Raw genomic sequence first — 21,729 nt, 5'->3', positions numbered from 1 at the left:
GTCCACATGCAGGTCCTCACTATGTCCGAGCAGTTTCTCTATTTCATTCAGCAGATGTTCAACGGGGTCACCCTCGGGAGCACTTACGCGCTGATCGCCATTGGTTACACCATGGTTTACGGCATCATCGGCATGATCAACTTCGCCCATGGCGAGGTGTATATGATCGGCAGTTATGTCTCCTTTATTGTGATTGCCGCCCTGATGATGATGGGTATCGATACCACGTGGCTGATGATTGCCGCCGGTTTCGTGATGGCGGTGATCATCTCCAGCGCCTACGGCTGGAGCATTGAGCGCGTGGCGTATAAACCCGTGCGTTCCTCTAAGCGCTTAATCGCGCTGATCTCGGCTATCGGGATGTCAATCTTCCTGCAGAACTACGTCAGTCTGACGCAAGGTTCGCGTGATCTGGCGTTGCCAAGCCTGATTACCGGCCAGTGGACGCTGGGCGAGAGCAACGGTTTCGCTGCCACGCTCTCCACCATGCAGCTGGTGATTTGGGTGGTGACCTTCCTCTCGATGCTCGCCCTGACGCTGTTTATTCGTTATTCACGTATGGGCCGCGCCTGCCGCGCCTGTGCGGAAGACCTGAAAATGGCCAGTCTGCTGGGGATTAACACTGACCGCGTGATTTCACTGACCTTCATTATTGGTGCCGCGATGGCGGCGGTGGCGGGCGTGCTGCTGGGTCAGTTCTACGGCTCGATCAACCCGTTTATCGGCTTCATGGCTGGGATGAAGGCGTTTACCGCTGCGGTATTAGGCGGCATCGGCAGTATTCCGGGCGCGATGATTGGTGGTCTGGTGCTCGGTATTGCTGAAGCGCTGACCTCGGCGTATCTGTCGACCGAATACAAAGATGTGGTGTCATTCGCGCTGCTGATTGTGGTGCTGCTGGTGATGCCGACCGGGATTCTGGGCCGTCCGGAGGTAGAGAAAGTATGAAACGCCTCGGTCTGGTCAACGCCGTTATCTCTACGGTGATGTTATTGATTCTCGCCACCTTCTTTATGGGGGTTCGCCTCGATCTGGATGGCACCAAACTGGTGGTGGCTAACGCTGGTGCCGCACGCTGGAATTGGATTTTCATCGGCTGTGCGGTGGTTTTTGTCTTCCAGCTGCTGCGTCCGCTGTTCCATGGCAAGTTCAAACGCAGCGGTAAAGGCTTTGTGCTGCCTGGCTTCGATGGTTCGACGCCAAAGCAAAAGCTGGTGATGGCGCTGTTGATTGTTGCTGCGGTGCTGTGGCCGTTTCTGGTGTCGCGCGGCAGTGTCGATATCGCCACATTAACGCTGATCTACGTGATGCTCGGCCTCGGCCTCAACGTGGTGGTCGGCCTGTCTGGTTTGCTGGTGCTGGGCTACGGTGGTTTCTATGCCATCGGCGCTTACACCTTTGCGTTGCTCAATCACTATTACGGTTTTGGTTTCTGGGAAAGCCTGCCGCTGGCGGGGATTGTCGCGGGTGCGTTTGGCCTAATGCTCGGCTTCCCGGTACTGCGCCTGCGCGGTGACTATCTGGCGATTGTGACGCTCGGCTTCGGTGAGATCGTGCGTATTCTGCTGCTGAACAGCACCTCTATTACCGGCGGTCCAAACGGTATCGCGCAGATTCCTAAACCGAGCCTGTTTGGCATTGAGTTTGGACGTCGTGTCAGTGAAGGCGGCTGGACCACTTTCCATGAGCTGACGGGGCTGCAATACGATCCGAATCATCGTGTGATTTTCCTCTATCTGGTGGCGCTGCTGCTGGTGGTGCTGACGCTGTTCGTTATCAACCGTTTGCTGCGCATGCCATTGGGCCGTGCGTGGGAAGCGCTGCGTGAAGACGAGATCGCCTGCCGCTCGCTGGGTCTGAGCCCAACGCGTATTAAGCTGACCGCCTTCACTATCAGTGCCGTGTTCGCGGGTTTTGCCGGCACGTTGTTCGCTGCACGTCAGGGCTTTGTCAGCCCGGAATCCTTCACCTTTGTCGAGTCTGCCTTTGTGCTGGCGATTGTGGTGCTGGGCGGCATGGGATCGCAGTTCGCGGTGATCCTCGCGGCGATACTGTTAGTGGTGTCGCGCGAATTGATGCGTGATTTGAACGAGTACAGCATGCTGGTGCTCGGTGGTTTAATGGTGCTGATGATGATCTGGCGTCCGCAAGGGCTGCTGCCGATGAAGCGTCCACACCTGAAGTTGAAAAGCAGTAAACAAGGAGAGCAGGCATGAGTCAGCCTTTGTTAGCCGTTGAAGGCTTGATGATGCGCTTTGGCGGGCTGTTGGCCGTCAACAATGTGGCGCTGGAACTGCATCCCCAGGAAATCGTGTCACTGATCGGGCCAAACGGTGCCGGTAAAACCACGGTGTTCAACTGCCTGACCGGTTTTTACAAGCCGACCGGCGGTACCATCAAACTGCGCGATCAAGAGTTGCAGGGGCAGCCGGGCCAGAAAATTGCGCGCATGGGTATCGTGCGTACTTTCCAGCACGTGCGTCTGTTCCGTGAGATGACAGTGATTGAGAACCTGCTGGTAGCGCAGCATCAGCACCTGAAGAGCGGCGTGTTCTCCGGCCTGTTTAAGACCCCGGCATTCCGTCGCGGTGAGAGTGAAGCGCTGGATCGTGCGGCCACCTGGCTGGAGCGCATCGGCTTGCTGGAGCTGGCTAACCGCCAGGCGGGTAACCTGGCTTATGGTCAGCAGCGCCGTCTGGAGATTGCACGCTGCATGGTGACGCGTCCGGAAATCCTGATGCTGGATGAGCCTGCCGCAGGACTTAACCCGCGCGAAACCCACGAACTGGACGAGCTGATTGCCGAACTGCGCGGTGAGCATAAGGTCTCGGTACTGTTGATCGAACACGATATGAAGTTGGTGATGGGCATTTCTGACCGCATTTATGTGGTGAACCAGGGTACACCGCTGGCTAACGGTACGCCGGAAGAAGTGCGTAACAATCCGGATGTGATCCGTGCTTATTTAGGTGAGGCGTAAGATGGCAAACCCAATTTTAACGTTGCAAGGGGTGAGTGCCCATTACGGCCCGATTCAGGCACTGCACAACATTAATCTGCATATCAGCCAGGGCGAAATCGTCACGTTGATTGGTGCTAACGGCGCGGGTAAAACCACGCTGCTCGGCACCCTGTGCGGAGAACCGCGTGCCACCAGTGGCACAATCGTGTTCGATGGCAAAGAGATAACCGACTGGCAAACCGCCAAAATCATGCGTGAAGCGATTGCGATTGTGCCGGAAGGCCGCCGCGTGTTTTCCCGCATGACGGTGGAAGAGAACCTGGCGATGGGCGGTTTCTTTGCCACGCGCCAGCAGTATCAGGAGCGCATTGAGCGGGTTTATCAGCTGTTCCCGCGTCTGGCTGAACGTAAAGTGCAGCGCGCGGGCACCATGTCCGGTGGTGAACAGCAGATGCTGGCGATCGGTCGTGCGCTAATGAGCCAGCCGCGTTTGCTGTTGCTCGACGAGCCTTCTTTAGGTTTAGCGCCGATTATTATTCAGCAGATTTTCGATACGATTGAACAGCTGCGTAAAGAGGGTATGACCATCTTCCTGGTGGAGCAAAACGCCAACCAGGCGCTGAAGCTGGCCGATCGCGGCTACGTGCTGGAGAATGGACATGTGGTGCTGGAAGACAGTGGTGAAGCGCTGTTATCCAACGAAGCAGTCCGCAGCGCTTACCTCGGTGCCTGATCTGGCTAACTTGCCAGCTTGCGGTTGGGCAGTGCTCGCCATCCTCACGTACTAAGAGTACGCTCCGGTGGCTGCGCGCTGTCTCGGCGTCTGACCTGGCTAACTTGCCAGCTTGCGGTTGGGCAGTGCTCGCCATCCTCACGTACTACGTGTACGTTCCGGTGGCTGTGCGCTGCCTCTGCGCCTGACCTGGCTAACTTGCCAGCTTGCGGTTGGGCAGTACTCGCCATCCTCACGTACTACGTGTACGTTCCGGTGGCTGTGCGCTGTTCGCCCGCAATCTGACTGCGCCGCCGACGGTCTGATAGATGCTGCGGTCAGATAGCAGCACCAACGGCCTGAGCAATCGGTACGAGTTTGAGATAACTCGTGCCACTTTAAACTTTCTAATACGCGCAATCCCCGTCACATTTCCGTCATAAACTTGTTATTAATCCGTCATTTCCCCGTGTCATGTTACTTCGCGAACAAAAAAATGCGTGATATCGCGCGTACCTAACAGCACAGGAAAAAACTTATGTCCGCTTTTATGCTTCGTCCCCGCCTGATGAGTGTTTTGCTTGGTTTGGCGCTCAGCGGTAATGCGCTGGCTGCCACTGACATTCCTTTCTGGCACTCAATGGAAGGCGAGTTAGGCAAAGAAGTCGATTCTCTGGCACAACGTTTTAACCAGGCTCACCCAGAATACAAAATCGTACCGACTTACAAAGGTAACTACGAGCAGAGCCTGGCAGCGGGTATCGCTGCTGTGCGTACCGGTAAAGCACCGGCGATTCTGCAGGTTTACGAAGTGGGTACGGCGACCATGGTGGCTTCAAAAGCTATCGTGCCTGTGCATGACGTGTTTAAAGACGCGGGCGTGCAGATGGATCCAAAACAATTCGTGCCAGCGGTTGCAGGTTACTACAGCGACAGCAATGGCCAGCTAATTTCTCAGCCGTTCAACAGCTCAACCCCAGTGCTGTACTACAACAAAGATGCATTCAAGAAAGCCGGTCTGAACCCAGACCAGCCGCCTAAAACCTGGCAGGAACTGGCAAAAGACGCCGACGCATTGCGTAAAGCGGGCATGACCTGTGGTTACGCCAGCGGCTGGCAGGGCTGGATTCAAATCGAAAACTTCAGCGCCTGGCATGCACTGCCGGTTGCTACCAAAAACAACGGCTTTGACGGTACCGACGCGGTATTGGAATTCAACAAGCCGGTTCAGGTGCGCCACATCCAGATGCTGGAAGACATGAACAAAAAGGGCGATTTCACCTACTTCGGTCGTAAAGATGAATCAACCGCGAAGTTCTACAACGGCGATTGCGGCATCACCACGGCTTCTTCCGGTTCTCTGGCGGATATCAAGCACTACGCTAAATTCAACTTCGGCGTCGGCATGATGCCATACGACTCAACGGTGCCTAACGCACCGCAGAACGCCATCATTGGCGGCGCAAGTCTGTGGGTGATGAAAGGCAAAGATGCTGACACCTACAAAGGCGTGGCGGAGTTCATGAAGTTCCTGGCACAGCCAGAAATCGCAGCGGAATGGCACCAGAAGACCGGTTACCTGCCCATCACCACCGCGGCGTATGAGCTGACCAAGCAGCAGGGCTTCTATGACAAGAACCCAGGCGCAGACATTGCCACGCGTCAGATGCTGAACAAAGATCCTCTGCCATTCACCAAAGGCATGCGTCTGGGCAACATGCCACAGATTCGTACCATCGTGGACGAAGAGCTGGAAGGCGTGTGGACGGGCAAACAGGCTCCACAGGCTGCACTGGATAACGCTGTGAAGCGCGGAAACGAACTGCTGCGTCGTTTTGAACAGCAAGTGAAGTAATTCCGTTGTCTCGGGGCTGGCGCATGGCGTCAGCCCCGATTTCTCTTTTGGCGAGTCTGCTATGTCCTCATCACGCCCCGTATTTCGCTCCCGATTTTTGCCCTATTTGCTGGTGGCACCGCAACTGGTGATCACCGCCATTTTCTTTTTATGGCCTGCCGGTGAAGCGCTGTGGTATTCGCTGCAAAGCATCGATCCTTTTGGTATTTCCAGCACCTTTGTCGGATTGGAGAACTTTAAACGTCTGTTCAGCGATGAGTATTACCTCGCTTCGTTCTGGACCACCATTGAGTTCAGCGCACTGGTCACCGTGTGTGGCATGACCTTTTCGCTACTGCTGGCGGCGCTGGCCGATTACGTCATACGGCTAAAAAAACTGTATCAAACCTTGCTGCTGCTGCCTTATGCCGTTGCGCCCGTGGTTGCCGCGGTACTGTGGATGTTCCTGTTCAATCCCGGCCTCGGCCTGTTTAGCCATCTGCTGAACCAGATCGGTTACAACTGGAACTACGCACAAAACAGCGGTCAGGCGATGTTCCTGATTGTGCTGGCGTCCATCTGGCAGCAGATGAGTTACAACTTCCTGTTCTTCTTCGCCGCGCTGCAATCGATCCCCAAATCGCTGGTGGAAGCGGCGGCGATTGACGGGGCTGGACCGGTGCGCCGCTTCTTCAATCTGTCACTGCCGCTGATCACCCCGGTGAGTTTCTTCCTGTTGGTGGTCAATCTGGTGTATGCCTTCTTCGATACTTTCCCGGTGATCGATGCCGCGACCGGCGGTGGCCCGGTGCAGGCCACTACCACGCTGATCTACAAAATTTATCGCGAAGGCTTTACCGGTCTGGATCTCTCATCCTCTGCCGCGCAGTCGGTGGTGCTGATGCTGCTGGTGATTGGACTGACGATCCTGCAATTCCGCTTTGTCGAGCGTAAGGTGCAATACCAATGATTGAGAATCGACGCGGGCTGGATATCTTCAGCCATACCCTGCTGGTGCTCGGTGTGCTGACCATTCTGTTCCCGCTGTACGTGGCGATAGTCGCCGCGACGTTGGATAACGAAGCGGTGTATCAGGTGCCAATGACCTTAGTGCCCGGCACGCATCTGTGGGACAACATTTCACGCATCTGGACGCAGGGCGTCAATGGCAGCGGTCCAGCCTTTGGCATGATGATGCTCAACAGCCTGATCATGGCGCTGGGCATTACGGTGGGCAAAATCGCGGTGTCGATGCTCTCAGCTTTCGCACTGGTGTGGTTCCGTTTTCCGTTGCGCTCGCTGTTCTTCTGGCTGATCTTCATCACGCTGATGTTGCCGGTGGAAGTGCGTATCTTCCCCACGGTGGAAGTGATTTCAAACCTGAATATGCTCGACAGCTACAGTGGCTTAACCCTGCCGCTGATGGCTTCGGCAACCGCAACGTTCCTGTTCCGCCAGTTCTTTATGTCACTGCCGGATGAGCTGATTGAAGCGGCGCGTATTGATGGTGCCAGCCCGATGCGCTTCTTCTGGGATATCGTCTTACCGCTGTCAAAGACCAACCTTGCCGCACTGTTCGTGATCACCTTTATCTACGGCTGGAACCAGTATTTATGGCCGCTGTTGATCATTAACGATCCGAGCCTGAGCACGGCGGTTGCCGGGGTGAAAAGTATGATCAACACCAGCGGTGGGCCAACGCAGTGGAACGAAGTGATGGCGGCAATGTTATTAACCCTGATCCCACCGGTGGTGGTGGTCCTCGTGATGCAACGTGCCTTTGTGCGTGGCCTGGTGGAGAGTGATAAATAAATGGCAGGCGTAACCCTTCAGACCGTCACCAAATCGTATGACGGCAAAAATCAGATCATTCAGCCGCTGAATATCACCATCAACGATGGCGAGTTTATGGTGATGGTCGGCCCTTCGGGCTGTGGTAAATCGACACTGCTGCGCATGGTAGCGGGCCTTGAGCGCGTGACTTCTGGCGATATCTATATCGACGATAAGCGTGTCACTAACATGGAACCGAAAGATCGTGGCATCGCCATGGTGTTCCAGAACTATGCGCTTTACCCGCACATGACTGTGGGCGAAAACATGGCTTATGGCCTGAAAATTCGCGGTATGGGCAAAGAGCAGATCGATCAACGCGTAATGGAAGCCGCGCGCAGCCTGGAACTGGATCACCTGCTGGCTCGTCGTCCACGTGAGCTGTCGGGCGGTCAACGTCAGCGTGTGGCGATGGGCCGTGCGATTGTACGTGAACCGGCGGTATTCCTGTTTGATGAGCCATTATCGAACCTCGATGCGCGTCTGCGTGTGCAGATGCGTCTTGAACTGCAACAACTGCACCGCCGCCTGAAAACCACCAGTCTGTATGTGACACACGATCAGGTGGAAGCGATGACGCTGGCCCAGCGTGTGATGGTGATGAACAAAGGGGTGGTCGAGCAAGTCGGCACGCCGGTGGAAGTGTATGAGCGTCCGGCGAGCCAGTTTGTGGCATCGTTTATCGGTGCGCCCGCAATGAACCTGCTACCAGGCCAAATCAACAGCGACGGCACGCGCTTTACGCTCGATGCGCTTAATAGCCTGCCATTGGGTGAAAGCAAAGCGAAGTGGGCGAATCGTCCCCTTACGTTGGGTATTCGCCCTGAGCATCTGGTGCTCAGCTCGCAAGCCGCGGGTGGCATTCCTTTAGTGGTGGATACGCTGGAGATGCTGGGTGCGGATAACCTCGCGCACGGCCGCATCGGCAATACCCGTCTGGTGGTGCGTTTGCCGCACAGCGAGCGTCCGCAATCAGGCAGCACCTTATGGCTGCAACTGCCGCCAGATGCGTTACACTTCTTCGATTCAACCCATGGAAAGCGTCTGGAATGAGTGTAGAAAATTGGCCATACCCACCGATCGTCGCCCATCGCGGCGGCGGTAAGCTGGCACCGGAAAATACCCTGGCGGCGATTGATGTTGGCGCGCAGTACGGTCATACCATGATCGAGTTTGATGCCAAGCTGTCGGATGATAAACAGGTGTTCCTGTTGCATGACGATACGCTGGATCGCACCAGCAACGGCTGGGGTGTGGCGGGCGATCTCTCATGGAGTAAGCTATCGCAGCTGGATGCGGGCGGTTGGTACAGCCGTGAGTATGAAGGCGAGCCGCTGGCGCTGCTGCGTGACGTGGCCGATCGCTGTCGCCAGCATCAGATGATGGCGAACATTGAGATCAAACCGACCACCGGCAAAGAGGTGGAGACCGGACGCGATGTGGCGTTGGCCGCGCGCGAACTGTGGCAGGGGCAAACGGCGCCGCTGCTCTCTTCCTTCTCTTATGAAGCTTTGGAAGCAGCGATGCAGGCGGCGCCTGAATTGCCACGCGGATTATTGCTGGATGAGTGGCACGAGGACTGGCAGGCGCTGACGAGTGCACTGGGCTGCGTTTCTATCCATCTCAATCATAAATTGCTGGATGCCGAGCGCACCGCGCAGCTGAAAGCCGCCGGATTGCACATTCTGGTGTACACAGTCAATCAGCCCGCGCGGGCGCGCGAGCTGCTGAATTGGGGCGTCGATGCCATCTGTACTGACCGCATCGACATTATCGGTCCCGACTTCCGTTAATTCTGGTTTTGCTGCTGGCCCGGCTGTTGCTGAATCACGCGCTGCTGGGCGCTATCCCTTCGCTCCTGCATTTTCCGCTGTAATTCCTGATTCTGTTGCTGCTGATCCTGACGCAGTTTCTGCTGCTGCTGTTGCTGCTGGACCTGCATTTGCGTTTGCATGCGCTGCTGGCTCGGGTTGTAGCCAGGCTTATTCGGGTCATTTGTGCTGTTCAGCATATTTGCCATGCTGCTTAAGGGTAGCAACGCAGCGATAACGATTAGCCATTTTTTCATGGTCTTCCTCCATTAATGCAGCCTGCTGTGTGCTGTTGCCATCAGTATGGCAACAAGGGCTGCTGTCATAAGTTTATGCGATGTCACAAAGTCCTGAACCAGGAGTGCGCCGAATTTGGCTTACTGCTACGCTTTTTATCGTGTTTGCAAACACTTGCATCAAAAAATAACAAATGTAAATAACCGCAAAGGAAGATCGCAAATGAGACTAAAGGGCAGCGTGCGCCAGGTTGGCTGGGCATTATTAATGAGTTTTACCGTGGTACAGGGGACGTTTGCCGCGCCCGCCAGCGCGCCACCGGTGTCATACGGCGTGGACAGTGACACCTTTCATCCGGTGAAGGCGCAGCACGGTATGGTGGCGTCGGTGGATGCGATGGCCACCCAGGTTGGCGTCGATATTCTGAAGCAGGGCGGTAATGCCGTGGATGCGGCCGTTGCCGTGGGCTTCGCATTAGCCGTCACGCATCCACAAGCCGGTAATCTCGGCGGTGGTGGCTTTATGATGCTGCGAACCGCATCGGGACGCACCACGGCGATCGATTTTCGTGAAATGGCGCCGGCGCGTGCCTCACGCGATATGTTCCTCGATAAGCAGGGCAATGCTGACCCTAAACTGTCGCTCACGTCCCATTTAGCCTCGGGCACGCCGGGTACAGTTGCTGGTTTTGCGCTGGCGGCACAAAAATACGGTACGCTGCCGCTGAGTAAACTGCTGGCTCCAGCGATTAAACTGGCGCGTGAGGGCATCATCGTTAACGATGCGCTGGCGGACGATTTGGCGACCTACGGCAAAGAGACGTTGATCAATCACGACAACAGCCGGGCGATTTTCTACAAGGCAGACGGCAAGCCGTATCAAAAAGGTGAGCGTCTGGTGCAGAAAAACCTCGCGCACAGCCTGCAACTGATTGCTCAACAAGGGCCGGATGCCTTCTACAAAGGCAAGATTGCCGATGAGATCGCCGGAGAAATGGCACAGCATGGCGGATTGATTGGCAAACCGGATTTGGCCGCCTATCGTGCGGTAGAGCGCAAACCGGTCAGCGGCACCTATCGCGGCTATGAAGTGTTCTCAATGCCGCCACCGTCTTCAGGTGGGATTCACATCGTGCAGATCCTCAACATCCTGGAGAACTTCGATCTGGCGAAGTGGGGCTTTGGTAGCGCCGATGCAATGCAGGTGATGGCGGAAGCTGAGAAGTACGCTTATGCCGATCGTTCGGAATACCTTGGCGATCCGGATTTCGTCAAAGTGCCGCAGCAAGCATTGACCAGCAAAGCCTACGCCAAAACCCTGGCGCAGCAGATTGACGTCAACAAAGCGCGTCCTTCCAGCGAAATCAAACCGGGTAAGCTTGAGCCGTACGAAAGCAACCAGACTACGCACTTCTCGGTGGTGGATAAAGACGGTAATGCGGTCGCCGTGACCTACACGCTGAACACCTATTTCGGTAGCGGTATTGTGGCTGGACAGAGCGGTATCCTGATGAACAACGAAATGGATGACTTCTCCGCTAAGCCGGGCACACCAAACGTGTATGGTTTAGTGGGCGGTGAGGCGAATGCCGTGCAACCGGCTAAACGTCCATTGTCATCGATGTCACCGACTATCATCGCCAAAGACGGCAAAACCTGGTTGGTGACGGGCAGCCCAGGTGGCAGCCGTATTATCACCACTGTGCTGCAAATGGTGGTGAACAGCATCGATTTTGGTATGAACGTAGCGGAAGCGACCAATGCGCCGCGTTTCCACCATCAGTGGTTACCGGATCAGCTGCGTGTGGAGAAAGGCTTTAGCCCGGATACGCTGCGTTTGCTGGAAGCCAAAGGTCAGCATGTGAAAGTAATGCCCGCAATGGGCAGCACGCAGAGCATTATGATTGGGCCGGATGGCATGCGTTATGGCGCTTCGGATCCGCGTTCGGTGGATGATTTGAGTGCTGGGTATTAAGTTCGAATAAAAAGGCGCCGCGACGAGTCTTATTGTCCGTCGTGGCGCTTTAGTATGCTTGAGGGCGCTTCTACTGATTAGCGGTTATTTCAGTCGCGCCATGTAGTGCGTATCAATCATCTCACCGTCGCGCATCGCAAAACGCTTCGCGGTGCCTTCAATCTCAAAGCCAAACTTCTGATACAGCCCAATCGCTTTATGATTATCGGCAAACACCGTCAGCTCAATACGCGTCACCTGTAGCCAGTTGTCGCACAGATCAATCATCGCGGCCATGAGCGCCGAGCCTACGCCGCGACGGTGAAAGGCGGGATCGACGCCCATGCCAAAGGTAGCGGCGTGGCGACGTCGTGCGACAGATTGCACTTCTAGCGTGATTTGCCCAGCCAGTTGATCGTCAATCATTGCCACTAGCATATGCACACCCGGACGCGGATTGCTAAGGCGTTCCTGCCATAGCTTTGGCGATTGATGTGGTAGCTGTAACGTGTTCGCCTGCGTCTCTGATTGGCTATAGAGACGTGTTAGTGCCGCAGCATCTTCAGGGATTACGTGGCGAATGACGATCTGACTCATAAAGCGACTCCTTGTGCAAAGTGAATAAAATCCTCTTTAACATCAAGGAATTCTCGCGGGTCGTCAATGGAAAATAATTCGCAAAAAGGGTTTACAGACGCGAATGATAATGATTATTATTGTCATGCGGGCTCGGAAACGTCTCCTGACTACCGGGTAAGCACGACATTGCTCACATTGCTTCCAGTGTTTCTTAGCCAGCTCGGGTGCTGGCTTTTTTTTTGCCTGCGATTTACCTCCTTCATCTCTCCTGTGCAATCCTCCTTAAAACATTCAGCATTTTTGAACAGAGGCGTGAAGTTTTTCAGCTATCAATCAATCTCCCTCAGGCACACACTGTAAAAAACATTGAGGAGAATTGAACATGATCTACGTACGCAAAGCAGAAGAACGCGGTCACGCCAATCACGGTTGGCTCGATAGCTGGCACACCTTTTCTTTCGCCGATTATTACGATGCCAACTTTATGGGCTTCTCGGCCTTACGCGTTATCAATGAAGACGTAATTGATGGCGGCCAGGGTTTTGGTACCCATCCGCATAAAGACATGGAAATCCTGACCTATGTGTTGTCTGGCACCGTGGAACATCAGGACAGCATGGGGAACAAAGAGCAGATCCCAGCAGGTGAGTTCCAGATCATGAGCGCCGGTACTGGCGTGCGCCATTCAGAGTACAACGCCAGTGATAAAGATCCGCTGCATCTGTATCAGATCTGGATCATTCCAGAGCGCAAAGGCATTGAGCCACGCTATGCGCAGCGCCGTTTCGGGGATGTGAAAGGTCGCCAGTTTGTCCTGTCACCGGATGAGCGTGAAGGATCGCTGAAAGTGTTCCAGGACATGACCCTGTCGCGCTGGGTGTTTGCTAAGGGCGAAGCCGACGCGGTGACTGTCGAAGCGGGTCGTCGTGTGTGGATTCAGGTGGTAAAAGGTCTGGTGAGCGTGAATGGCGAACAGGTCGGTACCAGTGATGCGCTGGCGATCTGGGATGAAAGCGCGCTGACCATCAACGCTGACAGCGATGCAGAGATTCTGCTGTTTGATCTGCCGCCGGTGTAACAGCCTGTCAATAAATCGTGCAAGGTTGCCCTCTATGGCGACCTTGCATTTTTTGCCGACTTTTCGTTGGGTGCGTATCGATGTGCACAAAATCAGAGCGGGTATTCATGGTTTTCCGCAAAGCCTGAAATTGACAAAAAAATGATAGACTCATCGTATCTCTGACCTCAGGCGCATACGATGAAGAAGAAAAGGCCGGTACTACAGGACGTTGCCGATCGCGTCGGCATCACAAAAATGACCGTCAGTCGCTACCTGCGAAACCCCGATCAGGTCTCTGCGGCGCTGCGCGATAAGATCGCCGTCGCACTGGATGAACTCGGTTATATCCCCAATCGTGCCCCCGATATGCTCTCTAATGCGACCAGTCGCGCCATCGGCGTACTGTTGCCCTCGCTCACCAACCAGGTATTCGCCGATGTGTTACGCGGCATTGAAACCGTGACGGATGAGGCCGGTTATCAAACGTTGGTGGCGCACTTTGGCTATAACGCGGACAAAGAAGAGCTACAGCTGCGATCGCTGCTCGGCTGGAACATCGATGGCGTCATTCTCACCGAACGCACCCACACGCCCGGCACGCTGCGCATGCTGGAAGTGGCCGGTATTCCGGTGATTGAGATGATGGATTCGGTGACGCCGTGCCTCGATATGGCGGTGGGCTTCGATAACGTCGAAGCGGCGCGCCAGATGACGCATGCTATTCTGAAAAAAGGCCACCGCCACACCGTTTACCTTGGCGCGCGTCTTGATGAGCGTACCCTGCAAAAACAGCAGGGCTACGAAAAGGCGATGCGTGAAGCCGGGCTCACCCCGCACAGTGTGATGATGGAAGATGCTTCCTCCTTCAGTGCCGGCGCGCAGCTGCTGCGTGAGGCGCAGAAACGCTATCCCGAAACCGACAGCCTGTTTTGTACCAACGATGACCTGGCGGTCGGCGCGATGTTTGAGTGTCAGCGTCAGGGCTTACATGTCCCCGCACAGATGGCGATTGCCGGATTTCACGGCCACGACATTACGCAAGTGGTCACGCCGCGTCTGGCCACAGTGCTTACGCCGCGTGAGCGCATGGGACGTGAATCAGCCGCGATGCTGCTGGCGCGTATCGGTGGTGATCGCAGCGTGATCGAGCCGCTGGATGTCGGGTTTGAAATTGCTGAAGGTGGCAGCATCTGATTTTGGCGATTATTTGAGTCAGTTCACACTTTCGTGCTTTTCCACCTAACAAGGGTTGCCAGTCCCGCAGTGGGCTCCGACAATGATAATCAAATTTGTTATCGGTAACATTGGCAGGCAAACTGCCGGAGCGCAAAACCATGACCACGCCATCTCCATCGCACCACGTCTTTATCCTGATGGGCGTTTCCGGCAGCGGAAAGTCTGCCGTCGCTAATCAGGTTTCTCATCAGTTGAGCACGGCATTTCTGGATGGCGATTTCCTCCATCCGCGCAGCAACATCATGAAAATGGCCGACGGTCATCCGCTGGATGATAACGATCGCCAGCCGTGGCTGCAGGCGCTGAATGATGCCGCGTTCGCCATGCAGCGCACCCAGGCTATTTCGATTATCGTCTGCTCGGCGTTGAAAAAGTCCTACCGCGATATTCTGCGTCAGGGCAACCAAAACCTGAAGTTCATCTATCTGAAGGGCGATTTCGAAACCATCGAATCGCGTCTGAAAGCACGTAAAGGTCACTTCTTTAAGCCGCAGATGCTGGTGACGCAGTTTGAGACCTTGCAAGAGCCTGGGGCTGACGAGCCCGATGTACTGGTGGTTGATATTAATCATTCACTGGATGAAGTCGTTGCGGCCACGGTTGCGACCATTGAGGAAGCAATCAACAAGGGTTAGTGATGAGTACCGCAACGCTGGTGTTAACTGCAGCAGGCTCCGTCCTGCTGCTGCTGTTTTTGGTGATGAAAGCGCGTATGCACGCCTTTGTCGCCCTGATGTTAGTCTCAATTGGTGCCGGTCTGTTCTCTGGCATGCCGCTGGATAAAATTGCTGACACCATGCAAAAAGGCATGGGCGGAACGCTCGGATTTCTCGCCATCGTGGTGGCATTGGGCGCGATGTTCGGCAAAATCCTGCATGAAACCGGCGCAGTCGATCAAATCGCTATCCGCATGCTGAAAGCCTTTGGTGAAAACCGGGCGCACTACGCGATGGGGATTGCCGGATTGATCTGCGCGCTGCCGCTGTTCTTTGAAGTGGCGGTGGTCTTGCTGATTAGCATCGCTTTTGCCGTGGCGCGTCGCACCCATGGCAACTTAGTGAAGTTGGTCATTCCACTGTTTGCCGGTGTGGCGGCCTCAGCGGCGTTTCTGCTGCCGGGACCGGCTCCGATGCTGCTGGCTTCCCAGATGCACGCTGATTTTGGCTGGATGATCCTGCTGGGCCTGTGTGCAGCGATTCCCGGTATGCTGATTGCGGGTCCGCTGTTTGGTAACTTTATTGCCCGTCACGTCAGCTTCAGTGCGCCGCCAGAAGACCATCAGCCTGAAATTGAAGAGGGTAAACTGCCATCATTTGGCTTCAGCCTGGCGCTGATCCTGTTCCCGCTGCTGCTGGTGGGCCTGAAAACCATCGGTGCGCGCTTCACCACCCCGGATTCACGTCTCTACGAGTGGCTGGAGTTTATCGGCCATCCGTTTACGGCGATCCTGCTGGCGTGTCTGGTGGCGATTTACGGTCTGGCCTATCGCCAGGGGATGGACAAAGAGAAGGTGATGCAAGTGTGCGGCAGCGCACTGCAACCGGCCGGCATTATTCTGCTGGTGATCGGTGCGGGCGGTGTGTTCAAGCAGGTGCTGGTGGATTCTGGCGTCGGTCCGGTATTGGGCCATGCGCTCACTGGCGCCGGGATGCCGATTGCGCTGGCGTGCTTTATCCTCTCTGGTGCTATCCGTGTGATTCAGGGCTCGGCGACCGTGGCCTGTCTGACGACTGTGGGCCTGGTCATGCCGGTAATTGAACCGCTGCACTACAGCGGCGCGCAGTTGGCGGCGCTGTCGATCTGTATCGGGGGCGGCTCCATCATTATTAGTCACGTCAACGATGCCGGCTTCTGGCTGTTTGGCCGCTTCACCGGCGCCACTGAAGGTGAAACGCTGAAAACCTGGACGCTAATGGAAACCATTCTGGGTACCACCGGTGCCATTGTCGGGATGATCGCGTTCACTTTGCTGTCGTAAGATTTTTCAGGTGCGCCGTAATGCGCACCCTATAAAATCTATCTCTCCACACGGCAGGTCGCCATTGATGGCGACCTGAACGAATAGCACCGCCGGTTGGTAGCGCCTGTATGACGATGTGGCTGAATCCCGCAGCCGTTGATCATCGTAGTTATGGCAGGCTGTTGGTTAATCCTCATCCCGCTCATCATCCGGCTGATCCAGCACCGTATACGCCACTGCACAGAACAGCGAGTTCAGACGCTTCATATCCCCCAGCAACCCTAAATGCAGGGAACTGGTTTCGATGCTCTGCACGTTCTGTTGATGTAAGCGCTCAACGTGTGCATGAGAGAAGCGGCGAATCAGGATGCGGAAGCGGTGTTTGGAACGGCGCAGGCGTTTGGCGCTGGTGAGGTCTTTAGACAAAAATACCGACAGACTCAGGCGTAAATTATTCAGCACCTGCTCCTGCAAAGTATTTAACTCTCCTAATCCTTCGGCGGAGAATGCGCGCCGGGCCTGCAATGACTTATCGGCCACATCTGCGCACATGCGCTCGATGATATCGCCCGCTTGCTCCAGGTTGAGCGCCATCTCAATAATCTCTGCCCAGCGACGTGAATCCTCTTCTGGCAAATCTTCTTTCGGCATGCGTGCAAGATAGAGTTTGATAGCGGTATACAGCACGTCAACATCATCATCCAACCGCCGCACCACACGCTCTTCTCGTAGCTCACCGTGAACCACTTTGTTGAAAGACTCCATCATCTGTTCAACCACATCGCCTATACGGAGCGTTTCCCGCGATGCGTTCGCCAGTGCCAATGCCGGCGTATCCAGTGCGCTGCTATCAAGATGTCTGGGCTTTAAGTGAACCTGGTTTTCTGGGTCATCGGCAATCATGCGTCGGCACAAGCTCGCCATGGGACCGGTAAATGGCACCATCACCAGACAACGAAGCAGGTTATAAAACACGTGGAAGAAGATCACCAACTCCTCGTCATTCACCGGCAACTTATCGAGCACATCAGCGATGAAATCGACGAAAGGCAAAATAACCAGGCTACCGATCAATTTGAACAGCAAGCTGCCGAGTGCCACGCGTTTACCTGCAGCATTGGAACCGCTGGCATTGATCATCGCCAGTAAACCACTGCCGAGATTGGCGCCAATCACCAGGCACAGCGCGACTTTGAACGAGATGACCCCGGTGGCCGTGAGCGTGGCGGTGATCAGTACAGCAGCAAGACTGGAGTAGCTGATGATCGCGAATACGGCACCCAGCAGTGCATCTAACATGACATCGCCAGTCAGCGTGGAGAATAAAACCTGCACACCTGCCGCTTGAGTGATGGGTTTGGCGGCGGCGACAATCAGTTGCAAGGCCAGCAGAATCAATCCAAGACCAATCGCGGCGCGCCCCATTTGTCCGGCCCGCGTCTGCTTACGGCTGAGGAAGAACACCACACCAAAGAAGATGAAGAGCGGCGATAGCCAGGAGAGATCGAAGGTCAGGATACGCGCCATGATGGCGGTACCGACATCGGCACCGAGCACCACCACCAGCGCAGGCGTCAGACTCACCAGATTCTGTGCGACGAATGAGGTGACGAGCAGGGTGGTGGCATTACTGCTCTGCACCAGCGCGGTGACGCCAATCCCGGCGAGAAACGCCATCGGCTTCTTTTCCACGCTGCGGCTGAGCACCCGCCGCAAATCGGCGCCGTACACGCGCATGATGCCGGTGCGCACAATGTGCGTGCCCCACACCAGCAGGGCCACGGCAGATAATAGATTGAGCAGGGTCAACACGTCGGGCGGTTCCTTATCCTCAGACTTTCATTGCACCAACTGCAAGCCTGTGGGTGAGCACCGAAGTGGCGGGCGCACCGTAGCGCGACCACGGGCAGCCTACAGGCCGCCTCGACAACGATTAACAGGCTGCATTAACGCTGAATACTGCCGCGTTGCCTTGCCCATTTTTCGTTAAATTTAAGCAACCTGGCGCAACGTCGACATCTCTAACTGTAGACCAATTTGCATGCCAGCAGGGTGCAAATCCGCCACGCTACGGTTCAGCACATCGACGGATAACTCCACGCTATTCGCCACTACGCGATAGCGAATGACATTACCCAGCAGGCTGTGACTGAGAATAGTGCCCGGAATGCCATCCTGCGGTGCACTCAAGCGGATTGACTCAGGTCGAATCGCTACCTGACCCGTGAATGTCTGGCCGGTGAGCTGCGTTGCCTGTTCCGCACTCAGCAGGTTGTAGTTGCCGATAAACCCGGCGGCAAATAGGTCGGCTGGTTGCGTGTAGAGGGCTTCAGCGTTGCCGTTTTGCACGATCTTGCCACGGTTCATCAGCACGATGCGATCCGACAGCGTCAGCGCCTCTTCCTGATCGTGGGTAACGAAAATCGTAGTGAGCTTTAACTCCTGCTGAATGTTGCGGATCTGTTCGCGCAGATGGCGGCGGATACGCGCATCCAGTGCGGAGAGCGGCTCATCCAGCAACAGCAAACGAGGACGCGTGACCAGGGAGCGCGCTAAGGCAACACGCTGGCATTGTCCGCCAGAAAGCTGGTGCGGATAACGGCGGGCAAAATCGGTCAGTTCGACCAGTGCCAGCGCTTCCATAACGCGTTTCTGAATATCGCCGCCTGGCAGTTTCTGCATTTTCAGGCCAAACGCCACGTTCTTCTCCACCGTCATGTTGGGGAACAGTGCGTAGCTCTGAAACACCATGCCGATAGTACGTTTCTGCGGTGGCAGCGGCACGATATCCTGACCCTGCAGCAGAATTTTGCCGCTATCGACATCGGTCAAACCGGCGATGCAGCGCAGCAGCGTCGATTTGCCGCAACCGCTCGGGCCGAGCAGGGTGACAAACTCGCCTTCATCGGCGCTGAAATCGATATTTTCAAAGATGCTGGTGGGGCCGTAGCTTTTGTTCAGCTGGGTGACATTCAGATAACTCATGGTCAGCCTCGTTCAGGATTGAGGGCATTCGCCAGCCAGGTGACCAGCAGGACGACAGCAAAATAGGAGATCACCAGCGCACTGGTAAAGTGGCCGCTGCCGTTACGCATATTGTAGAGATACACCTGTAAGGTTTCATAGCGAGTGCCGACTAACAGGTTAGCGAACACAAACTCACCTATCAGGAAAGAGAAAGAGAGCAACACCGCGATAAACACGCCTTTGCGCAGGTTGGGCAACACCACAAACAGTGCTGCCTGCCAGGTGCTGGCACCCAGCAGATGAGACGCATCAATCAGCTCTTTCAGGTTGATCGCCTGCATATTGTTGGCAATGGCGCGGTAGATAAACGGCAGCGCGATGGTGAAATAACAGCCGACCAGAATCCACGGCGTGCCGGTGATCATCAGCGGTGATGACGAGTAAAGCTGCAGCAGGCCAACGGATGACACCACCGGCGGTACGGCAAACGGCATCAGAATCAGCACGTTCATCACCGCATCCAGCTTCGGATAATAGTAAGCGATTACAAACATCGCAGGCAGCACCAGCACCAGCGAGAACAACAGCGCACCAAAGCAAATCAGCAGCGAATGACCGAGCGCCGTCAGGAAACGCGGATCGCTCCACAGTGCGATAAGCCACTTAAGTGTGAAGCCCTGCGGCAGAATAGTGTCACTCCAGTCGGTGGATATGCCGTACAGCAGCGTCGCCAGCAGCGGGGCGGCGAGGATGATCAGCAGCAGCCAGATAATCAGGCGATGATAAATTTTTTCCGCGCGAGACACGTTCTACTCCTGTGATTTCGCGTTGAGATAACTGCGGCGCACCAGATACTGCTGCACCACGGTAATCAGCGCCATAATGAACACCAGCAACATTGCCAGCGCACCGCCGGTATTCGGATCGAGCGAGATATCGCCCGACACCAGCGCAGCAATTCGCACTGGCACCACGTTAAAGTTACCGGTGGTCAGTGCATAAATGGTGGCGTAAGCGCCCAGGGCATTGGCCAGCAGGATGACGAAAGTCCCTAACAGCGCCGGGAACAAAATGGGCAAACCAATATGCCACCAGTAACGCCAGCGACTGGCACCGAGCAGCGCGGCTGACTCTTCCCAATCTTTGCGTAAGCCATCAAACGCCGGATAGAGCAGCAGAATGCCAAGTGGGATCTGGAACCAGGTGTAAACCAGCACCATGCCGTCACGCGAGAACAGTTTGAATCCTTCCAGCATGCCGAAGTGGCGCAGCAGCAGCGTCAGACAGCCATTCATGCCCAGCAGAATCACGAAGGCAAACGCCAGCGGCACGCCGGCGAAGTTACTGGTCATGTTGGTGAAGGACATCAGGAAGCGCTGAAAACGACCGCTGCCCAACTGATGCAGGGAATAGCCGGCAAACAGCGAAATCAGCAGGCCGTAAATGCTCGACCAGATGGAGATATCCAGCGACAGGCGAAATGCCTGCAGATAAAACGGCGAAGTGAGGATATCGGTATAGTTATCGATACCCCAGCGCTCGTTCATGTCGCTCCAGAAGCTGTTAATGGCAATCCACAACAGCGGCGCGAGCTGGAAGGCGACCCAGAAAAAGGCGAACGGCAGCAGTAACAGTGTGGCGAGGGTTTTGCCCTTCATTAACGCGGCCCCGCCAGCAAACCGTGACACACGGGTTTGTCGTGTTCAATGCCGAGCAGCGTGCAGACAATACCGCACAGTTCGATCTGCTGCGGTTCGAGATCGGGCTGACGTGAGAAGCCTGCACCAAACACAAACAGCGGCACTTGCGTCTCTTCCGGTAAAATACCGCCGTGCGAACGGTCATCGTTCATGCCGTGGTCGGCGGTGACGATCACCTGATAGCCCGCGGCGAGCCAGCCGGGCATCCACTGTGACAAATAGCCATCGGCCATTCGTGCGCGGTTGCGGTATTGCGGCGATGACAGGCTGTGTTTATGCCCGGCATCGTCAATATTCATCGGGTGGATCAGTAAAAAGTCCGGATCGTGGTTCAGACGCAGGCTCTCAGCATCTTCAAACAAGTGGGAATCCGGATAACTGTCGTCCCAGTAAAAGTGGCCGTATTGGATCGGCAAATCGGGGGCGACGGTGTGGCGATCACGCGCATTGTTGAACGGGGATTGGTTATACAGCTCACTGACCCAGTGATAGGCGGCAGCGGCCGTGGTTAAACCGGCGGCGCGGGCGTAATGGAAGATGCTACGCTGATTGCTCAGGCGATTGACGCCGTTATGTATAATGCCGCTCTCTACCGGCGGAATACCGGTCAGAATGCACTCGTATAGCGGACGCGATAGCGAAGGCAGCTCGCAGGTGAGCGTGTAGTATTGGCCATTACCCTGCTTGCATTCGGCAAACAGATAGCCCATCGCATGCTGTGCCACCTGATTGCTCAGGCCATCCAGTACCACCAGGATTGTCTTCATTCCCGTTCCTTACATCATTCAAATTGCGGGCACTGTGCATAGCGGCGCAACGTATTGCGTATCGATGCGCAGCGTTGTCGCTGCAGATCGATGCGCGACATCGCGCCGCCAGGGTGTG

Annotated in this window: 21 protein-coding genes; 14 read left to right on the top strand and 7 right to left on the bottom strand. The window is 55.5% G+C overall.

Annotation, left to right across the window (positions count from 1 at the left end):
• The first annotated feature begins 21 nt into the window (after positions 1-21).
• From livH to ugpQ, 9 genes are all read left to right on the top strand, one after another.
• Positions 22-948, top strand: coding sequence for a high-affinity branched-chain amino acid ABC transporter permease LivH (gene livH, locus LH22_RS00865; protein WP_034827036.1), 927 nt, complete (start codon positions 22-24; stop codon positions 946-948).
• Positions 945-2,216 carry a high-affinity branched-chain amino acid ABC transporter permease LivM gene (locus LH22_RS00860; RefSeq protein ID WP_038643685.1) on the top strand — a complete coding sequence of 424 codons (1,272 nt, stop codon included), beginning with the start codon at positions 945-947 and terminating at the stop codon, positions 2,214-2,216. The genes livH and LH22_RS00860 overlap by 4 nt, the downstream gene beginning before the upstream one ends.
• Complete coding sequence (livG, locus tag LH22_RS00855) at positions 2,213-2,980, top strand: high-affinity branched-chain amino acid ABC transporter ATP-binding protein LivG (protein ID WP_038643684.1); 768 nt, start codon at positions 2,213-2,215, stop codon at positions 2,978-2,980. The genes LH22_RS00860 and livG overlap by 4 nt, the downstream gene beginning before the upstream one ends.
• A gap of 1 nt (position 2,981) precedes the next feature.
• On the top strand, positions 2,982-3,695 hold the full coding sequence (gene livF / locus LH22_RS00850; RefSeq protein WP_038643683.1) for a high-affinity branched-chain amino acid ABC transporter ATP-binding protein LivF: 714 nt from the start codon (positions 2,982-2,984) through the stop codon (positions 3,693-3,695).
• A 517-nt stretch (positions 3,696-4,212) separates the two neighbouring features.
• The gene (gene ugpB, locus LH22_RS00845; protein ID WP_038643682.1) at positions 4,213-5,529 is read left to right on the top strand and encodes a sn-glycerol-3-phosphate ABC transporter substrate-binding protein UgpB; all 1,317 of its coding nucleotides are present in this window, start codon (positions 4,213-4,215) and stop codon (positions 5,527-5,529) included.
• Between the two features lie 61 nt (positions 5,530-5,590).
• The gene (ugpA, locus tag LH22_RS00840; protein ID WP_038643680.1) at positions 5,591-6,478 is read left to right on the top strand and encodes a sn-glycerol-3-phosphate ABC transporter permease UgpA; all 888 of its coding nucleotides are present in this window, start codon (positions 5,591-5,593) and stop codon (positions 6,476-6,478) included.
• On the top strand, positions 6,475-7,320 hold the full coding sequence (ugpE, locus tag LH22_RS00835) for a sn-glycerol-3-phosphate ABC transporter permease UgpE (protein ID WP_038643678.1): 846 nt from the start codon (positions 6,475-6,477) through the stop codon (positions 7,318-7,320). Before ugpA ends, ugpE begins: the two co-directional genes overlap by 4 nt.
• Entirely contained in the window at positions 7,321-8,394 is a 1,074-nt protein-coding gene (locus LH22_RS00830; protein ID WP_038643676.1) for a sn-glycerol-3-phosphate import ATP-binding protein UgpC, read from the top strand.
• Positions 8,391-9,134 carry a glycerophosphodiester phosphodiesterase gene (gene ugpQ, locus LH22_RS00825; RefSeq protein ID WP_038643674.1) on the top strand — a complete coding sequence of 248 codons (744 nt, stop codon included), beginning with the start codon at positions 8,391-8,393 and terminating at the stop codon, positions 9,132-9,134. Before LH22_RS00830 ends, ugpQ begins: the two co-directional genes overlap by 4 nt.
• On the opposite strand, the gene LH22_RS00820 is transcribed toward ugpQ, so the two are convergent.
• Positions 9,131-9,409 carry a DUF2756 domain-containing protein gene (locus LH22_RS00820; RefSeq protein ID WP_038643672.1) on the bottom strand — a complete coding sequence of 93 codons (279 nt, stop codon included), beginning with the start codon at positions 9,407-9,409 and terminating at the stop codon, positions 9,131-9,133. The genes ugpQ and LH22_RS00820 overlap by 4 nt on opposite strands.
• A gap of 202 nt (positions 9,410-9,611) precedes the next feature.
• On the opposite strand from LH22_RS00820, the gene ggt reads away from it, so the two are divergent.
• Positions 9,612-11,363, top strand: coding sequence for a gamma-glutamyltransferase (gene ggt / locus LH22_RS00815; protein WP_038643670.1), 1,752 nt, complete (start codon positions 9,612-9,614; stop codon positions 11,361-11,363).
• 84 nt (positions 11,364-11,447) lie between these two features.
• Here ggt and LH22_RS00810 read toward each other — a convergent pair whose 3' ends face one another.
• Entirely contained in the window at positions 11,448-11,939 is a 492-nt protein-coding gene (locus LH22_RS00810) for a GNAT family N-acetyltransferase (RefSeq protein WP_038643668.1), read from the bottom strand.
• 364 nt (positions 11,940-12,303) lie between these two features.
• Here LH22_RS00810 and LH22_RS00805 point away from each other — a divergent pair, with 364 nt between their 5' ends.
• The 4 genes from LH22_RS00805 to gntU all read left to right on the top strand — a co-directional run bounded on the left by LH22_RS00805 (position 12,304) and on the right by gntU (position 16,195).
• Positions 12,304-12,999 carry a pirin family protein gene (locus LH22_RS00805; RefSeq protein ID WP_038643666.1) on the top strand — a complete coding sequence of 232 codons (696 nt, stop codon included), beginning with the start codon at positions 12,304-12,306 and terminating at the stop codon, positions 12,997-12,999.
• A gap of 180 nt (positions 13,000-13,179) precedes the next feature.
• Positions 13,180-14,175, top strand: a complete 996-nt coding sequence (gntR, locus tag LH22_RS00800; protein WP_038643664.1) for a gluconate operon transcriptional repressor GntR — start codon at positions 13,180-13,182, stop codon at positions 14,173-14,175.
• A 140-nt stretch (positions 14,176-14,315) separates the two neighbouring features.
• Entirely contained in the window at positions 14,316-14,852 is a 537-nt protein-coding gene (gntK, locus tag LH22_RS00795) for a gluconokinase (protein ID WP_038649722.1), read from the top strand.
• Between the two features lie 2 nt (positions 14,853-14,854).
• Complete coding sequence (gene gntU / locus LH22_RS00790) at positions 14,855-16,195, top strand: gluconate transporter (protein WP_038643662.1); 1,341 nt, start codon at positions 14,855-14,857, stop codon at positions 16,193-16,195.
• A gap of 168 nt (positions 16,196-16,363) precedes the next feature.
• Here the strand turns inward: gntU and LH22_RS00785 are convergent, their stop codons facing one another.
• The 5 genes from LH22_RS00785 to LH22_RS00765 all read right to left on the bottom strand — a co-directional run bounded on the left by LH22_RS00785 (position 16,364) and on the right by LH22_RS00765 (position 21,611).
• Positions 16,364-17,989 carry a Na/Pi cotransporter family protein gene (locus LH22_RS00785; RefSeq protein ID WP_038643660.1) on the bottom strand — a complete coding sequence of 542 codons (1,626 nt, stop codon included), beginning with the start codon at positions 17,987-17,989 and terminating at the stop codon, positions 16,364-16,366.
• 180 nt (positions 17,990-18,169) lie between these two features.
• Positions 18,170-19,162, bottom strand: coding sequence for an ABC transporter ATP-binding protein (locus tag LH22_RS00780; protein WP_038643658.1), 993 nt, complete (start codon positions 19,160-19,162; stop codon positions 18,170-18,172).
• A gap of 2 nt (positions 19,163-19,164) precedes the next feature.
• Positions 19,165-19,950 carry an ABC transporter permease gene (locus LH22_RS00775; protein ID WP_038643656.1) on the bottom strand — a complete coding sequence of 262 codons (786 nt, stop codon included), beginning with the start codon at positions 19,948-19,950 and terminating at the stop codon, positions 19,165-19,167.
• Between the two features lie 3 nt (positions 19,951-19,953).
• Positions 19,954-20,802 (bottom strand): ABC transporter permease, encoded by an 849-nt coding sequence (locus tag LH22_RS00770; protein ID WP_038643654.1) that lies wholly within the window; start codon positions 20,800-20,802, stop codon positions 19,954-19,956.
• Entirely contained in the window at positions 20,802-21,611 is an 810-nt protein-coding gene (locus tag LH22_RS00765) for an alkaline phosphatase family protein (protein WP_038643652.1), read from the bottom strand. The genes LH22_RS00770 and LH22_RS00765 overlap by 1 nt, the downstream gene beginning before the upstream one ends.
• Between the last annotated feature and the right edge of the window lie 118 nt (positions 21,612-21,729).

The sequence above is a fragment of the Pantoea rwandensis genome (assembly GCF_000759475.1).
Taxonomy (GTDB): domain Bacteria; phylum Pseudomonadota; class Gammaproteobacteria; order Enterobacterales; family Enterobacteriaceae; genus Pantoea; species Pantoea rwandensis_B.
This window is presented reverse-complemented; position numbering and strand designations above follow the sequence as displayed.

Excerpts from the sequence above, each read along its gene's own strand:
- livH (WP_034827036.1), top strand. The coding sequence starts at position 22 with ATGTCCGAGCAGTTTCTCTATTTCATTCAGCAGATGTTCAACGGGGTC.
- LH22_RS00860 (WP_038643685.1), top strand. The coding sequence starts at position 945 with ATGAAACGCCTCGGTCTGGTCAACGCCGTTATCTCTACGGTGATGTTA.
- livG (WP_038643684.1), top strand. The coding sequence starts at position 2,213 with ATGAGTCAGCCTTTGTTAGCCGTTGAAGGCTTGATGATGCGCTTTGGC.
- livF (WP_038643683.1), top strand. The coding sequence starts at position 2,982 with ATGGCAAACCCAATTTTAACGTTGCAAGGGGTGAGTGCCCATTACGGC.
- ugpB (WP_038643682.1), top strand. The coding sequence starts at position 4,213 with ATGTCCGCTTTTATGCTTCGTCCCCGCCTGATGAGTGTTTTGCTTGGT.
- ugpA (WP_038643680.1), top strand. The coding sequence starts at position 5,591 with ATGTCCTCATCACGCCCCGTATTTCGCTCCCGATTTTTGCCCTATTTG.
- ugpE (WP_038643678.1), top strand. The coding sequence starts at position 6,475 with ATGATTGAGAATCGACGCGGGCTGGATATCTTCAGCCATACCCTGCTG.
- LH22_RS00830 (WP_038643676.1), top strand. The coding sequence starts at position 7,321 with ATGGCAGGCGTAACCCTTCAGACCGTCACCAAATCGTATGACGGCAAA.
- ugpQ (WP_038643674.1), top strand. The coding sequence starts at position 8,391 with ATGAGTGTAGAAAATTGGCCATACCCACCGATCGTCGCCCATCGCGGC.
- LH22_RS00820 (WP_038643672.1), bottom strand. The coding sequence starts at position 9,409 with ATGAAAAAATGGCTAATCGTTATCGCTGCGTTGCTACCCTTAAGCAGC.
- ggt (WP_038643670.1), top strand. The coding sequence starts at position 9,612 with ATGAGACTAAAGGGCAGCGTGCGCCAGGTTGGCTGGGCATTATTAATG.
- LH22_RS00810 (WP_038643668.1), bottom strand. The coding sequence starts at position 11,939 with ATGAGTCAGATCGTCATTCGCCACGTAATCCCTGAAGATGCTGCGGCA.
- LH22_RS00805 (WP_038643666.1), top strand. The coding sequence starts at position 12,304 with ATGATCTACGTACGCAAAGCAGAAGAACGCGGTCACGCCAATCACGGT.
- gntR (WP_038643664.1), top strand. The coding sequence starts at position 13,180 with ATGAAGAAGAAAAGGCCGGTACTACAGGACGTTGCCGATCGCGTCGGC.
- gntK (WP_038649722.1), top strand. The coding sequence starts at position 14,316 with ATGACCACGCCATCTCCATCGCACCACGTCTTTATCCTGATGGGCGTT.
- gntU (WP_038643662.1), top strand. The coding sequence starts at position 14,855 with ATGAGTACCGCAACGCTGGTGTTAACTGCAGCAGGCTCCGTCCTGCTG.
- LH22_RS00780 (WP_038643658.1), bottom strand. The coding sequence starts at position 19,162 with ATGAGTTATCTGAATGTCACCCAGCTGAACAAAAGCTACGGCCCCACC.
- LH22_RS00770 (WP_038643654.1), bottom strand. The coding sequence starts at position 20,802 with ATGAAGGGCAAAACCCTCGCCACACTGTTACTGCTGCCGTTCGCCTTT.
- LH22_RS00765 (WP_038643652.1), bottom strand. The coding sequence starts at position 21,611 with ATGAAGACAATCCTGGTGGTACTGGATGGCCTGAGCAATCAGGTGGCA.